Source organism: Peribacillus sp. NPDC097224 (assembly GCF_044761985.1).
Lineage (GTDB): Bacteria > Bacillota > Bacilli > Bacillales > DSM-1321 > Peribacillus.
This window is the reverse complement of the sequence record NZ_JBIWDK010000001.1, coordinates 60,936-75,758: the sequence shown is the minus strand read 5'-3', so window position 1 is coordinate 75,758 and position 14,823 is coordinate 60,936. Positions and strand designations below refer to the sequence as shown.

General features: G+C 43.1%; 16 protein-coding genes. 3 read left to right on the top strand and 13 right to left on the bottom strand.

Going from position 1 to position 14,823, the window contains the following annotated elements:
• Nucleotides 1-11: 11 nt before the first annotated feature.
• The 4 genes from ACIQXR_RS00355 to cymR all read right to left on the bottom strand — a co-directional run bounded on the left by ACIQXR_RS00355 (nt 12) and on the right by cymR (nt 3,727).
• Nucleotides 12-677 (bottom strand): tetratricopeptide repeat protein, encoded by a 666-nt coding sequence (locus ACIQXR_RS00355; protein ID WP_402869717.1) that lies wholly within the window; start codon nt 675-677, stop codon nt 12-14.
• 141 nt (nt 678-818) lie between these two features.
• Nucleotides 819-1,934, bottom strand: a complete 1,116-nt coding sequence (gene mnmA / locus ACIQXR_RS00350) for a tRNA 2-thiouridine(34) synthase MnmA (protein ID WP_402869719.1) — start codon at nt 1,932-1,934, stop codon at nt 819-821.
• A 27-nt stretch (nt 1,935-1,961) separates the two neighbouring features.
• Nucleotides 1,962-3,107 carry a cysteine desulfurase family protein gene (locus tag ACIQXR_RS00345; protein ID WP_402869721.1) on the bottom strand — a complete coding sequence of 382 codons (1,146 nt, stop codon included), beginning with the start codon at nt 3,105-3,107 and terminating at the stop codon, nt 1,962-1,964.
• Nucleotides 3,108-3,307: 200 nt separating this feature from the next.
• Nucleotides 3,308-3,727 (bottom strand): cysteine metabolism transcriptional regulator CymR, encoded by a 420-nt coding sequence (gene cymR / locus ACIQXR_RS00340; protein ID WP_402869723.1) that lies wholly within the window; start codon nt 3,725-3,727, stop codon nt 3,308-3,310.
• Nucleotides 3,728-4,032: 305 nt separating this feature from the next.
• On the opposite strand from cymR, the gene ACIQXR_RS00335 reads away from it, so the two are divergent.
• Nucleotides 4,033-5,013, top strand: coding sequence for a nuclease-related domain-containing protein (locus ACIQXR_RS00335; RefSeq protein ID WP_403079281.1), 981 nt, complete (start codon nt 4,033-4,035; stop codon nt 5,011-5,013).
• Nucleotides 5,014-5,147: 134 nt separating this feature from the next.
• Nucleotides 5,148-6,419, top strand: coding sequence for a replication-associated recombination protein A (locus tag ACIQXR_RS00330; protein ID WP_402869727.1), 1,272 nt, complete (start codon nt 5,148-5,150; stop codon nt 6,417-6,419).
• 28 nt (nt 6,420-6,447) lie between these two features.
• On the opposite strand, the gene ACIQXR_RS00325 is transcribed toward ACIQXR_RS00330, so the two are convergent.
• From ACIQXR_RS00325 to ACIQXR_RS00300, 6 genes are all read right to left on the bottom strand, one after another.
• Nucleotides 6,448-7,095: a DUF2642 domain-containing protein gene (locus ACIQXR_RS00325; protein WP_402869729.1), complete on the bottom strand. Its 648-nt coding sequence runs from the start codon at nt 7,093-7,095 to the stop codon at nt 6,448-6,450.
• Between the two features lie 225 nt (nt 7,096-7,320).
• The gene (locus tag ACIQXR_RS00320; protein WP_402869731.1) at nt 7,321-8,505 is read right to left on the bottom strand and encodes a DUF2642 domain-containing protein; all 1,185 of its coding nucleotides are present in this window, start codon (nt 8,503-8,505) and stop codon (nt 7,321-7,323) included.
• 200 nt (nt 8,506-8,705) lie between these two features.
• Nucleotides 8,706-9,965 (bottom strand): hypothetical protein, encoded by a 1,260-nt coding sequence (locus ACIQXR_RS00315; RefSeq protein ID WP_403079280.1) that lies wholly within the window; start codon nt 9,963-9,965, stop codon nt 8,706-8,708.
• 214 nt (nt 9,966-10,179) lie between these two features.
• Nucleotides 10,180-10,872, bottom strand: coding sequence for an ABC transporter ATP-binding protein (locus tag ACIQXR_RS00310; RefSeq protein ID WP_402869735.1), 693 nt, complete (start codon nt 10,870-10,872; stop codon nt 10,180-10,182).
• Nucleotides 10,869-11,246 (bottom strand): GntR family transcriptional regulator, encoded by a 378-nt coding sequence (locus ACIQXR_RS00305; RefSeq protein ID WP_402869737.1) that lies wholly within the window; start codon nt 11,244-11,246, stop codon nt 10,869-10,871. The genes ACIQXR_RS00310 and ACIQXR_RS00305 overlap by 4 nt, the downstream gene beginning before the upstream one ends.
• A 4-nt stretch (nt 11,247-11,250) precedes the next feature.
• Nucleotides 11,251-12,036, bottom strand: coding sequence for a hypothetical protein (locus ACIQXR_RS00300; protein ID WP_402869739.1), 786 nt, complete (start codon nt 12,034-12,036; stop codon nt 11,251-11,253).
• A 152-nt stretch (nt 12,037-12,188) separates the two neighbouring features.
• Between ACIQXR_RS00300 and tagU the strand changes: the two genes are divergently transcribed.
• Nucleotides 12,189-13,118, top strand: a complete 930-nt coding sequence (tagU, locus tag ACIQXR_RS00295; protein ID WP_402869741.1) for a polyisoprenyl-teichoic acid--peptidoglycan teichoic acid transferase TagU — start codon at nt 12,189-12,191, stop codon at nt 13,116-13,118.
• A gap of 460 nt (nt 13,119-13,578) precedes the next feature.
• On the opposite strand, the gene ACIQXR_RS00290 is transcribed toward tagU, so the two are convergent.
• The 3 genes from ACIQXR_RS00290 to ACIQXR_RS00280 all read right to left on the bottom strand — a co-directional run bounded on the left by ACIQXR_RS00290 (nt 13,579) and on the right by ACIQXR_RS00280 (nt 14,788).
• Nucleotides 13,579-14,037 (bottom strand): hypothetical protein, encoded by a 459-nt coding sequence (locus ACIQXR_RS00290; RefSeq protein WP_402869743.1) that lies wholly within the window; start codon nt 14,035-14,037, stop codon nt 13,579-13,581.
• 137 nt (nt 14,038-14,174) lie between these two features.
• On the bottom strand, nt 14,175-14,663 hold the full coding sequence (locus ACIQXR_RS00285) for a VanZ family protein (protein WP_402869746.1): 489 nt from the start codon (nt 14,661-14,663) through the stop codon (nt 14,175-14,177).
• Entirely contained in the window at nt 14,660-14,788 is a 129-nt protein-coding gene (locus ACIQXR_RS00280; RefSeq protein WP_402869749.1) for a YwzD family small protein, read from the bottom strand. Before ACIQXR_RS00280 ends, ACIQXR_RS00285 begins: the two co-directional genes overlap by 4 nt.
• Nucleotides 14,789-14,823 lie beyond the last annotated feature (35 nt).

Below are 14,823 nucleotides of genomic sequence, written 5' to 3'. Positions count from 1 at the left end.
TTCCATTCTATTTATTCAGCAGCCATTTCTTCCATCAGCTTCTTACCATGGGCCGCTAGCATATGATCTGGCTGTGCTTCCAGTGCCTTTTCAAAATAACCGATGGCAGCCTTGGAATCTTCCTTATGCCCTGCATATGCCACACCTAGATTATAATAGGCATCTGCATGACCAGGATCTTGTTCCACCACAATATTCAACTGTTTGATTAACTCATCATATAATTCCGCATTGGCCAGGCAAAGCGCGAATTGGAACCTCGCATCCACATCTTCGGGACTCAATTCCACCGTTCTTTGCAGATAAGGCATCGCCAATTTCGGCTGGTCCAACGCCATCAGTGTCAGTCCAAGCATAAAGTAAGCATCACTGTTATCAAGGCCCAAACGGATTGCCTTTTCAAACATATCCTTCGCTTCAACTAATTTAGAATCCACTTCGTAATATAAGTTCCCTAATGAATAATAAGCAGCCGCTGCATTTTCATCGAGTTCGATCGCCTTTTTATAGAACTTAACGGCTTTATCCGTCTCGCCAACCGCAGTCAGCACATTTCCAAAGTTTATGTAAGCAACTGGCTCAGTCGGGTTTTCCTCAATTGCCTCATTAAAAACCTTCGCCGCTTCCTCATATTTTCCTTGCTGCATAAACTCAATACCTTGTTGATTCTTATCCATCCTAATTCACGCTCCATTTTTTATTGAAAAGTATAGCATATGCTATCACATTTTTTTATGTATATCATTGACGCCATTTAAGGTCTTTCTACAATGCAAACAAAATCCCCAACCGCAAATACAGCTGGGGACATGCTTATTTTACCCTACGTAGGTCAGTTTTTCACCTTTTTTAAACACTTCATCAATCGTACCGCCGCCTAGGCATACTTCACCGTCATAGAATACGACGGATTGCCCTGGCGTAATTGCCCGGACCGGCTCGTCAAATACGACTTCGACATCCCCGTTTTCCAGGACTTTCACCGAAATGCCGCTATCCACTTGGCGGTACCGGAATTTAGCCGTACACGTAAATTCAGTGGCTGGCATGTGTTCGGCAACCCAGCTCATCTTCACGGCTTTCAGTGAATCAGAGTAAAGTACATCATTGTTAAAGCCTTGGCACACATATAAAACATTGCGTTTCAAGTCTTTACCCGCTACGAACCAAGGTTCGCCGCTTCCACCGATACCAAGGCCGTGGCGCTGACCGATTGTATAATACATCAAGCCATCATGTGTACCCATGACCTTTCCGTCCATCGTGGTCATTTGACCAGGCTGTGCCGGTAGATATGTGCTCAAGAAGCCTTTGAAATCCCGTTCCCCGATAAAGCAAATACCGGTTGAGTCTTTCTTCGTTGCCGTCGCAAGACCCGCTTCCTTCGCAATTTCACGGACTTCCTTCTTATCGATATGTCCAAGAGGGAACATGACTTTTTCCAGCTGTGTTTGCGTTAACTGGTTCAAGAAATATGTTTGGTCCTTATTATTATCCACGCCGCGAAGCATCTTGTACTCGCCATCTTGGTACTTGACCTGTGCATAGTGACCTGTCGCCACATAATCGGCACCCAGGCTCACCGCATGCTCAAGAAAAGCCTTGAACTTGATTTCCTTATTGCACATCACGTCCGGATTCGGTGTCCGGCCCGCCTTGTACTCCTCCAAGAAGTATGTGAAAACCTTATCCCAATACTGCTTTTCAAAGTTGACCGCATAATAAGGAATTCCGATTTGGTTACAAACCGCAATCACATCATTGTAATCTTCCGTTGCTGTACAGACCCCGTTTTCATCCGTATCATCCCAGTTTTTCATGAAAATCCCGACCACGTCATAGCCTTGATTTTTCAAAAGCAGGGCAGACACAGAAGAATCGACGCCCCCTGACATCCCAACGACGACGCGGGTGTCTTGTGGTGCTTTCTTCATTCTGTCACCTCATCTATTTACAAAAATTTATTGTTGTACTAATCTTTTAACGATCTTCACGGTTATTTCTGCCGCTTCCCTGACTTCCTGCTCGGTATTGTTCAGACCAAAGCTGAAACGAATCGCATTCTTCGTCCGCTCCGAACCTTTTCCAAACATCGCGACCAAAACATGCGACGGTTCAATGGACCCCGCCGTACAAGCAGATCCGCTTGATACCGCGACGCCGGCCAAGTCCAAATTCACGAGCATCGATTCAACATTCGTACCAGGAAAACTGACATTCAACACATGTGGAAGTGCGTGCTCCCTCGATCCGTTAATTTCATATTGTACCTCTGCCTTGTCAAAAACGGCAAGCAATACGTCTTTGAAAGAGTTGTATTGCTCCGTTTTACTCTTCATCGTACTTTGGGCAATGGAAACGGCCTCGGAAAAACCAGCGATTGCCGGGACACTTTCCGTACCAGCGCGCCGTTTCCGTTCCTGCTCCCCACCGTATAAATGAGGGGCGAACTTCAATCCATCACGCATATATAAGAAACCGGTTCCTTTTGGTCCATTGATTTTATGAGCGGAAACACTCAATAAATCCACGCCCAGCTCCCGGACATCGATAGGAATCAAACCATATGCCTGCACCGCATCCGTATGGAAAAGGGCTTGGTGCTCCCTTAAGAGTTGTCCGATTTCAGCAATCGGTTGGATCGAACCCACTTCATTGTTGCCAAACATGACGGAAACCAAAATCGTATCGTCCCGCAATGCCGCTTTTAAATCAACAATCGAAATGAGGCCCTCTTCATTCACAGGTAAATACGTGACCTCAAAGCCAGACTTCTCAAGGAATTGACAGGTATGCAGAATCGCATGATGCTCAATCTCTGTTGTAATGATGTGCTTGCCTTTTTTCTCATTCGCATGCGCAGCCCCGATAATCGCCGTATTATCCGCTTCCGTTCCACCACTTGTAAAAATGATCTCATTCCGTCCCGCATTGATACTTGCGGCAATATTCGAACGCGCTTCATCTAAAACATGACGCGCTTCCCGCCCGAACGCATGAATGCTCGACGGATTCCCAAAGTCATGGCTCATGGCCGTCATCATCTTATCAATCACATTCGGATGCATCGGTGAAGTCGCAGCATGATCTAAATATATTTTGTTCACTTTTTTGTCGCCTCCATAGAATAGTTAGGCAATGCTCTATGATTAACCTGACTCTCGTGTTTACTAATAAAATGAAACTTGCAAAAAAATGCCTATTCACATAGGATTTTACCTTTAAATCAACCGGTAGTCCAATAATGGTTGTAAGATAGAACCCTTTTGAATAGGTATTTTTGCTTCATATTAATCTGTAGCCCCAATTAAATATAGTACATATAATCGTTTGTTTCACCATTGTCCTTGTAATTCGCCAAATCCACGAGCGTCGTATTATCAAGGACTTCTTTAACCGCATCGCGAATCCGGATCCAAAGCTGGCGTTTCACCGGCTCCTCATCCTCAATTCCCTCAACCGGGGTAATCGGTCCTTCCAACACGCGAATGACATCACCAGAAGTAATCTCATGAGGATCTTTCGACAAGACATATCCGCCATATGCACCACGAACACTCTTCACCAATCCTGCATTGCGAAGGGGCGCAATCAACTGCTCCAAATAATGCTCAGACAAATTATGCGTTTGAGCAATCGACTTCAAACTCTTCGGACCTTCACCATAATGCTTAGCAAGCTCAATCATGATCGTTAAGCCATACCGGCCTTTAGTAGATATCTTCATTTATATACACCTCAAATTATTAATCCGTTACTAAATTCTCTTGAAATTATAGCATATACCCAGTAGAAATGCATTCACCCACCCTCCATTTGTCAAATTATTCTAATTGGAGAGGTGGGTAAAATGACGTGAGCGTTGAATTATCGTTGTGAATGTTGAATTTACATCTTGAATGTTGAATTAATTCGCTGAATGTTGAATTAATTCGCTGAATGTTGAAATATTGAACATGACCGTCGAAATCCGGGGAAATCAAAAGGTTTTTCGTCAAAAATATAGAATATTTATTCTAAATCAAAAGGAGCGTGATTCCTATCATTATTAAAGATTGCGAGATTCCTATAAAAACTCGCATGCTTGAAGCACTTATAAGACGCTTGCCAAGCAATCATCCATTACAACCTATCTTAACCTCCGACTTAAACAGAAACATGGCAGGTTACAAAGGAGAACTTCGAGTCATTTCTGCTTTAAAAGCACTTCCTGAAAAAGAGTATCTAATCTTTCACGACCTTCGCCTCCTTGGTCCTCCCTACCCCTTCCAAATGGACATCCTCATTCTCACTTCTTATTTCATCCTCATTCTTGAAGTAAAAAACATTGCAGGTGAAATCTATTTTGACCAGACTTTCAATCAACTGATTCGTACAAAATCTGATGGAAAGACAGAAGCATTTGACGATCCCATTTTGCAAGTGAATCGGCAGCGCCAACAACTGTTAGCATGGATGAAATCCAAGTCATACACTAAGCTTCCGGTGGAAACGCTAGTCGTGAGCGCCAATTCCTCAACTATAGTAAGGGCATCAAATACAGCTTTGAACAGAAAAGTGATACGTAAAGATTATCTACTTTTGAATATTGCCGAATTCAAGGAAAAATATAAAGAGAAAATCCTCACACCTAAAGCGCTGAAAAAACTATCCGCTTTATTCATTAAAGAACATACACCTCATCTACCAAACCTTTTAGATATCTATAAAATCCCGACCGCTTCCCTGCAAACCGGTGTCTACTGCCCTCATTGTTGCAGTTTGTCCATGGAGAGACGATTAAGAAAGTGGATATGCCGTATATGTATGACCTCTTCTCATGATGCTCATATCTCTGCACTTCAGGATTATGCATACCTGATTAAACCTACCATTACCAACAGCGAATGTCGGCAATTCCTCCAGCTCCACTCTCCAGCGGTTGCAAAAAACTTGTTACACTCGCTACAGTTGGATCATTCCGGCCATACTAAGGGTAGAATATATCTCTTACACTCGCTTATGTCGAATTAATTCGCCTGAATGTTGAATTAATTCCGTGAATGTTGAATTATTACGCCCAACCGCCGAATTCCCCTCCCCAAACGCATATTCTGAGCATTTTCCCCTTTGTTTGTGATACCTTATATAAAAAGGAGAGGTGCGTCATGAATATTAAACCGCTTGCTTACCGGATGCGGCCCCGTTCGATTGATGAAGTCATCGGGCAGGAGCATCTCGTCGGTGAAGGGAAAATCATCGCGAGGATGGTCAAGGCCAAACAGCTATCTTCGATGATTCTGTACGGTCCTCCCGGCATCGGCAAGACGTCCATTGCGAGCGCCATTGCCGGCAGCACGAAGTTTGCCTTCCGGACACTGAATGCTGTAACCAATAATAAAAAAGACATGGAAATCGTCGCTGCCGAAGCCAAGATGTCCGGCAAAGTGATCCTGCTGCTCGATGAGGTCCACCGCCTGGATAAAGCGAAACAGGATTTCCTCCTTCCCTACCTTGAAAATGGGATGATCACCTTGATTGGTGCGACGACAAGCAATCCTTATCACGCAATCAACCCGGCCATCCGCAGCAGGTGCCAGATTTTCGAACTAAAGTCTCTGGAAGTCACTGATATCATCAAAGCCCTCGAACGTGGATTACAAGATGAGGAGCGTGGTCTCGGTCACTATAAAACCGTTGTCAGCACCGATGCTCTGGCACATTTCGCGACCGCTTCGAACGGGGACGTCCGCAGCGCCCTTAACGCTCTAGAGCTCGCGGTCATTTCTACTGAGCCTGACGAATCCGAAACGATTGTCATCGATGTAAAAATTGCCGAAGAGTGCATGCAGAAAAAGAGCTTTTCGCATGACAAGGATGGAGATGCCCATTATGACGTCCTATCCGCCTTCCAAAAATCAATCCGTGGCAGCGACGTGAATGCGGCCCTCCATTATTTGGGACGATTGATAGAAGCCGGTGACCTTGTCAGCATCGCCCGTCGCTTGGTCGTCATCGCGTATGAGGACATTGGCCTGGCGAACCCTCAAGCTGGTCCTCGCGCCCTTTCTGCAGTCGAGGCAGCCGAGCGTCTCGGTTTTCCGGAAGCCCGGATCCCGCTTAGCAATTCGGTGATTGAGCTTTGTCTATCGCCTAAATCGAATACCGCCTATAAAGCAATTGACGCGGCACTCGCCGATATTCGCGCCGGCCATAGCGGCGATGTACCCGATCACCTTAAAGATGCCCATTATAAAGGGGCTACCGACCTGGGCCGCGGCGTCGACTATCTCTATCCGCACGATTATGAAAGCGGATGGGTGAAACAACAGTACCTACCGAACAAACTACGCAACAAAAAATACTATCAACCGAAAAAGAGTGGGAAATTCGAACAAGCCCTCGCATCGGTCTATGAGAATATAGAGAAAAAGAAATAACTCCGGATCGTAGTAGATCCGGAGTTATTCATTGTGGAAACTGAAAGCTCTTCACATGCCGCATATTTACATAAAACTCTTCGCCTTGAGCATCCATCATATGGATGAGACCATCCTTCAATTGTATGATTCTCCCTATGTCCATCGGGTGCTGCCCTAAATCGAGTACCACCAATTTATTTGTCAATTTTTTCAGTTGTTCCTCCAAAGTACGCGCCCAGCTTAGACTGGAAACTTGAAGAAGCTGCTCGCTTTTACTCAATCCGTATGGCCCCTTTTCATCATCACAGACCGTTAGCCACTTTACATGCTCCATGGAGATGAACATCGTTTTATAGGCAGGAGAATGAAAAATGAAATAATTATTCATGATACCCACGATATAGCCATAGATGGGTTTGTTTTTCGTGAGCAAAATCTCAACAAAGAGCCCTTTCGCATTCATCAGCATCTTACGAAATGACGTCTCACTGATTTCCGGGTCCTCTCCTCCTTCAATCCCTTCATCTATTATGGGAAAAGAATAATTCTTAATGTGTCGCTGCGGTACATAACGGTACACCTCTCCCGTGTATAGGACTAAGATATCCGTACTTTCTTCTATTAAATTCCCAAACACAAGAATATTTCCTGAGAGTTCTAGCTCCATATACTGTCCAATATATTTAGAAAACAAATATAATCCACCTTTCCTTCCTTATGGCGAGGAATCGTTCTTGAATCCTGTCCTAATTTGGGACACTCCGACTTGTTTCAGAGATTCGCTATAGGAATCACCCCTAGGTCTAGTCCAATAATCGCCCATGCCCTTGATCACCTTTTGGACAACCCATATGCCTGTCCCTTTTTAATAAGAAGGCACAACAACTTCATTGGTTGCTGTACCTGTGTGGTCGATTCTTTATAGAGTTGTCTTTGAAACTTTAATTAGGTTCTCAAGCCAGATTTTCTTAAACGTATTGACACGCGTACGGTTTTTATCCTTTCTATGACGGCGACGACGTTTCTTACATTCATCTGAACTTTCAGGTGAGCTGCTGCTTTCACATGAGGATGAACTTTCAGGTGAACTGCTGCTTTCACATGAGGATGAACTTTCAAACGAGCTGCTGCTCTCACATGAGGATGAACTTTCATACGAACTACTGCTCTCATATGATGATGAACTCTCATATGAGCTGCTTTCACTTGAAGAACTTTCAGGGGCTATACATTCACATGAAGAACTTTCATGAGAGCTACTTTCACATGATGATGAACTTTCATAGGAACTGCTTTCACTTGATGAACTTTCACTGGAACTGCTTTCGCATGATGAACTTTCATGAGAGCTACTTTCTCTCGAGGAACTCTCATGGGAAGAGCTTTCTTTGTTTTTATCTTTGTCTTTATCTTTGTCCTTATCTTTCCCCCCACCATCATTCTCCCTTGGGAAAAATAGTCCGATGGATTGGATTTGATCTGTCGTGATATAAAATATTTCGTCTTTATTCACGACAACAATATAGTCTTCTTCAACTTGTATCAAAACACCCTCAACCTTTTCAGGGCCACCTGCATGAATCGAAATCCAGGAGTATATCAATTGAGTAAGAGCTCCATTTAGAGTATCGTTAGGAACATCCGGAAACTCCGGCCATGTGGAACGGAAGGAAACCTCCACAATCGCTACGCTCTTAATAAGAGCAATCGGGAATAGAACGAGCCCGTCCTTCTTAGTCGATAACACGATATATTCTGTAGTTACCTCGACGATCTGACCGACTTTTGAAGCTGGGCCACCGCCGTTCACCTGAACGAATCGGTTATCTAATGTTTCCAATAAGCCGACGAACGTTGGCGGAAATGCATAGCCATCATCAAAAGGAGGGAGTAAATCCTCTTGAGATTTTTTTGCATTAACAACCACGATTTTCAGTTGGGCAATCGTATAATACACGAGTTGCTTCTCTTCAGTCAGAAGGACGATATACTCATCATTCACTTCTATCAGCCTGCCTTCTCTTGAATCAGGCCCGCCTTTAAATACTCTTACAAATTTCCCCTGCAAAGCTTCAAGGTACGGTAAACTAATTATTTCTGCCATTTTTCCTTTAGCCTCCAATAGTTATTTATACTTTAGTGATATCCGTACTGCATATATATGCGCCTTCTTTCTATTGCGGACTCTTCTAAGCACCCATTTTCTAGTAAATCGTCGTTTACCTAGAGAGAGTACACGAAAAAGTGACCATGGACGGGCCTTCCTAAAAAAAATGACCCCGGATTTTCATCCGAGGTCACCTCTTATTTTTCTTTTTTATAGGAAACAGCCACTCTTCCGCTTTCCTGCTGTCCTGACTTTGTTACCGTCACGTACACTTTGCCCGATTTCTTACCGAGCTGCTTTATAGAAAGAGTTAGCTTTTTGCCTTTTGCCGTCCCTTTCACCCACATGTTTCCTTTGCTTTTTGCCTTGTAAATCTTCACGACATCGCCTTTGGCAAGGGAACTGATTACCACGGTATCGGCTTTTCCCTTATGATTCGTCACCTTGACCTGGCTTGTTTTCACGGAAGGCGAGGTTTCGCCCTTAAACGTTTGGGCGACACGATCACTTTCTCTCAAAGGTGATTTCATCACGGTCACATAGACCTTACCTGTCTTTTTGCCGAGCTGGCTGACCTTAAAACTCACTGAAGTGCCTTTCGCCGTCGTTTTCCCTATGACATTCCCTTTGCTTTTGGCATCATACACCGTGACGACATCACCTTTTTTCAGGTTGCTTACCTTTACACTATCCGATTTGCCTGTATTGTTCGTCACATTGATTTGGGAAGCCTTTAATGAACTGGTCCTATCTGAAATCGTAAACTCGTACGGAACATCGACGGAATCATCATAGTTTTCCATCACAAAGTAATAGGTCCCTTTTTTCATATAGGTTGTGAGGCTTCCATTTTCATTCGAATATAATTCTGCCAACTTTTTATTGGAACGATCTTGGATAGATCCACGCCATATCGTGTCCCGTTTTTGTTTCATGTTCAATGTCACATTCCCATTTTGCGGAACGACGAATCTAAAGTAATCGCGATCATCAGAGTGACTAATGACCCCTTTATATGTGGCATTCAGGTTGATGGCATTCGCTGTAGCTACCTTATCATTGGACTCTTTTTCGTAATACTGGCTTTTTGTATATTTCGTGGAAAATTGATAATCCGCTTTGGAGCCTTGCCCGCCACTATTGTTGATCCGCACATAGTACGTCCCTTTAGGCAAACCTACTTGCACTTCATCAAACCCGGATGTATCATCCTGTCTTTTCGTATAAACGAACGTATAGATGTAGCCTTTACTATTCTGGATATGTCCCTCAAAAGAGGTCTTCGCATTCCGTTTAATCGATAACGTGACATTCCCCGGCTCGGGTAAAGTTACTTTATACAAAATCTCCTTCTTATTAGTTAAAGAACCCTTATACATCTTGTTCACGTTAATCGTTTTAGCTTGATTCACGTTCGAAGCCGCATGTACATCCGCTTTTCCTGCCACTGAGAACATAAAGATGCAAGCTCCAAACATCATCAAAAACCTTATATACCTCTGTTTCCGCACACGTTTCATTTCCCTTCATATGTAAATTAGTAGTTAAATGATATTAGTTATATTTTCCTATTAATCCATAAGTTTATCAACATTTTCTCACGTGGTAATTATACCCAATAACTTTTTTTACAATAAAAAGACCCCAAATCCTCATTTGGAGTCCTACTAATCACCTATAATGTGCTTTCATCCATCCCACTACTGATTCCCCGTTTCTTTCACGGATGCCTTCCACTTCCTCTTTGGCAATGATTTGCCCATCCTGGATCAATAGCACTTCATCCAGGACCTTCTCGATATCATCGATTTCGTGCGTCGTGATGATGACCGTTTGTTTTTCAAAATCAATATACGTAAGCAGGCTGCGAACAATCTCTTCACGAACCATCACATCCAATCCTGAAAATGGTTCATCCAATAATACGATTGGTGCCTCCCGTGACAAAGCCAACACCAATTTAAGACGGCCCCTGTTTCCCTTCGACATAGAACTGACTTTCTTTGAAACATCCAGCTTCATGAATGTCAGCATTTCCATGGCCTTTTTATGATTGAAATCCGTAAACTGCGAAGCATGAAAATCAATATAATGACCAACCGTAAACGCGGGGTAGAAAAAATCCAACTCCGTCAAATACGACACGCAAGAGGCAATCCTCCTGCTTACCTTATCTCCCTCGACCGTCACCTCACCATGATCCGGTTTCACCAAACCAGCAATCAGTTTGAGCAGGGTCGACTTACCGCTTCCATTGGCCCCTAACACACCATAAATCTTTCCTACATCAAACGAAAGTGAAACACGATCCAGTGCCACAATTTTTCCATACTTCTTCGTCACGTCCTGCATTTCAATCATCATTCCACATCACCCCGTTCTGTCAAAAATGCCTGTATCGCCGTGAGCATTTCCGGCTTTGACAAGCCAATCTCCTTCATATTCTCCACGAACGTTTCCATGATTTCCGTTTGGATCCGCACCCGTAACGAAGCGATCAAGCTTGGATCATTTTTAACGAATGTTCCCTGCCCCCTTTTTGTCTCCACAATTCCATCCCTTTCAATCTCAGCGTACGTGCGCTGTATCGTATTTGGATTAACGCCCGTTTGAATAGCCATCTCTCGAACCGATGGTAGCTTTTCACCACTTTTTATCTCCCCGCGGACAATCGAATAACAAATTCGATCCGCTACCTGTAAATAAATCGGCTTTGTCGCATGAAACTCCTCTGTCATACACTTACACCTCGATCTTTCGGTCCAGCAGCCAACATGAAGCTAGGAATAATAACACTAACGTGATGATATCCAACCCGGTTGTCAGAAGGGATATGCCTCCCGTATTTAGGTAAAATTTCAAATTATCAGCCGACATGGTAAATGAAGAGTCACTCAAAACGTCCACGACCCAGACCGTATCCATTTGTTGATAAACAGCCGTACTTTCATACCAGCTCCCCACCATGACCATCCCTATAAATAGAAGGGAAACGATCAGCCAACGAAACGGTTTAATGGCTGACACCCGAGCCAATGCATGGTAAACCACCCATAAAAATAACATGACCAGGGCAAGGAAAAGACTGACCGCCATCAAGAAAATGCCCATCTGAAGCAAATTATAGAATGACATCATACTCTCCGTGTGAAAACTCACACCAAAATGGCTCGTCGGAATCCTCATGGTCACAAAAGTGAGCAGGCAGGCAAACAGCAATGACATCCCCTGGAACAGTACACTGATCAACAATTTACTACCTAGTAGCATCCCGGAAGACTGTGGATTATACAACCAGACTTGTGCCTTACCTTCCACATTCAAACGACTACATATAAGGAAAATCATTATCAGCGGATGCATCATCATAATCATAGGCGAGCTGATGTAAAACAAACCAGCCACTTCGAAATACTTCGCAAGTACATAGGCAACAAACACTAACCCCATCTGTACCAGCAGCAACCAAAGAAGCACCGACTTCCCGATCAGCCACTCCTTTTGCATCAATCCTCTAAATGCTTTCACTTCCCCATCCCCTTTACCACTGTGTTAGTTAAATAGTACACCACTACGCATGTATTGTCAAATATACTATAAAATACCAAAATTCCTATTATTTAAATAGCTAATTTATTATAATAGATTAAGTGATTATAAAGTGAGGAAGGAAGTAGACGATGAGACATGAAAAGAAGAAAAAAAAGAAACGAACTTGGCCAAAAGTAGTCGGCATTATCGTCCTCCTTTTTATACTAGCCGGGGGGGCTTTCGCTTTCTCCGTATGGAATTCCTTAACAAAGACAGTCGAAACCATGCATACACCTATAGAGCGCAGTACAGATAAACGGACCAAAGAACTCGTATTATCGGATTATGAGCCTTTTTCCATGCTGATGCTCGGTGTCGATGAACGGGAAGGCGACAAAGGCCGCTCGGATACGATGATTGTCTTGACCGTCAATCCAAAATTGAAGTCCGTGAAAATGCTGAGCATCCCACGAGATACTCGTACTGAGATTGTCGGACATGGCACCCAGGATAAAATCAATCACGCCTTTGCATTCGGTGGCGCCGCGATGGCGATGGATACGGTCGAGAATTTTCTTGATATCCCGATCGACTATTATATGAAGATCAATATGGAAGGCTTTAAAGATATCGTGGACGCAGTCGGCGGTGTCACCGTCCAAAATGATTTGAACTTCACTGAAGAGGGGACGACCTTCAACAAAGGCATGATCGAACTGAACGGTAAAGAGGCGTTGAGCTATGCCAGAATGAGATATGAAGATCCAAATGGTGATTTCGGGCGTCAATCCAGACAACGTGCCATTATCGAAGCTGTCATTAAAGAAGGGGCGAGCGTATCGACCTTAACGAGTTACGGCGACGTATTCGACGCACTAAGTAAAAATATCCAGACTAATTTGACGTTTGATGACATGATGGACATTCAAAAGAACTATAGAGACGCAAGTAATGACATTTCCCAATCATCCATAACCGGTACCGGAACGAAAATCGACGGAATCTACTACTATCTCGTGTCGGAAGAAGAACAAAAAAAGATTCAAACAGAATTAAAGGAACATTTAACCGTCAAATAACGCAAAACGAAAAAGCTGTCTGGACCGCATCCAGACAGCTTTTTCATTTTGCGCATCCAACATTCTGACAAAAAACGGACACCCATTGTAGAGATTTGTTGGAATTTTTGTTGTTTATTAGAGGGGAAAAGACGGTATAATCTAATAAGAGCTAAGAAATTCCTTCTTCCCCTTGAACCTTTCATTACGAGAATCAACTTTCATTAGACACAAGGTCATGTGAATCATCATGCTTAGATCTAAACATTTCAAACAAATAAAAGGAGTGGATTGTATGAAAATCAAGGCAGGTAGTTGGGCAATGCTAAGCAAACAAGACAAAATGTTTATTCTGAAGGCCATCAGTGATCGCTCTAGAATGAAATATGCTTCATGATCACTACCTTAATCCGTCAATTCCCTTATAAATATCCTCTCCCTTTTCGATAAAAGGAGCGAAATGTTGAAAAAGGAGAGGCATCTATTCAAATCGATAATCCCAAAACAGACGCCATTCGCCTTTTTCCTTCACTACATAACAATCCTGTTCGATCGTAAACACACCAAAATGAGACTCAAACACCTGTGTGACAGGGACCCTGTACGCTGTTTTATGGACCTTGCCACCTTTCCCTATACTCCAATCCTTCACTTTCTTTGAACGCCCCACTTCATACTGAAAGGTTTCCACATCCATATGCTGCAAAAAGACATGAGCCCGATTTTGCACATAATCGGCACGAACCGGAAACCGCAGCTTCATTTCAGCACTCAATAAATCCCACGACTTCCCGAATTCCGCCTCACTCTCGTACGCATAGAAATCATCCACTAATCGCTCTGGTCCACTGGGCCAAAGGAAAATGATACAGCCACCGAAAGCTACAATCAGGGAAAAAAGAGCCATCATTCCTGCCATTTTCCTATTCCGTCTTCTCATCGTCATCACCTACATAAAGACCTCGCTATCTAATATGTATGGAAGAAATGATAAAAAAGTACAAGTGAAGGGATACCTAAAGCATTATATGAGGAAACAGCTTATTAGAAGGTTGAAAGAGGAAATGGCGAACCGTATCAATCACGCTTCCACCATCTATTTGAAAGAAACACGAAACATAATATACCTAACAGTCCACCGAACGTATCAATCATGACATCTTGCACCATAGCAGTACGTCCGTCCGTATATTTTTGATGAATTTCGTCAGTACTCGCAAAAAGAATGACACACAAGAATGCCCCTAAACAGGCAACCAATGTTTTCTTCTGATATATACTCCAAACGCCAAAAATGAAAAAACCCAACACAAAAAAGACAAAAAGGTGAGCACCCTTCCGTACAAAAAACTCCAGAAAACCAGCCACCCCGGCAGTCTGAACACTCACCTCAAATCCACCATACATAAACGAAATGCCATCAAACAACTCGTACCAAAACGGTGTATTGAAAGCTCCTAATAGAGGGGCAAGACTTTGCTCCTCATATGACTGTGAAGATAAAATGAATAATATCAACGCCCATAAAACTACTAAGGCAGGAAACCACCACTTATGATTCCTCATTTAATAGACTCTTCCATTATTATACTTAACTTCACTTTGAGTTCTTCGACTACTTCACTCACCGTTATATCCTGTTGAGATTCTCCTTTTGCAAAGGTATCTATTAATATTTCATAAAAGTCCATATGAAATTCAACTCCTCCTAAAAATGTCCCCCAAA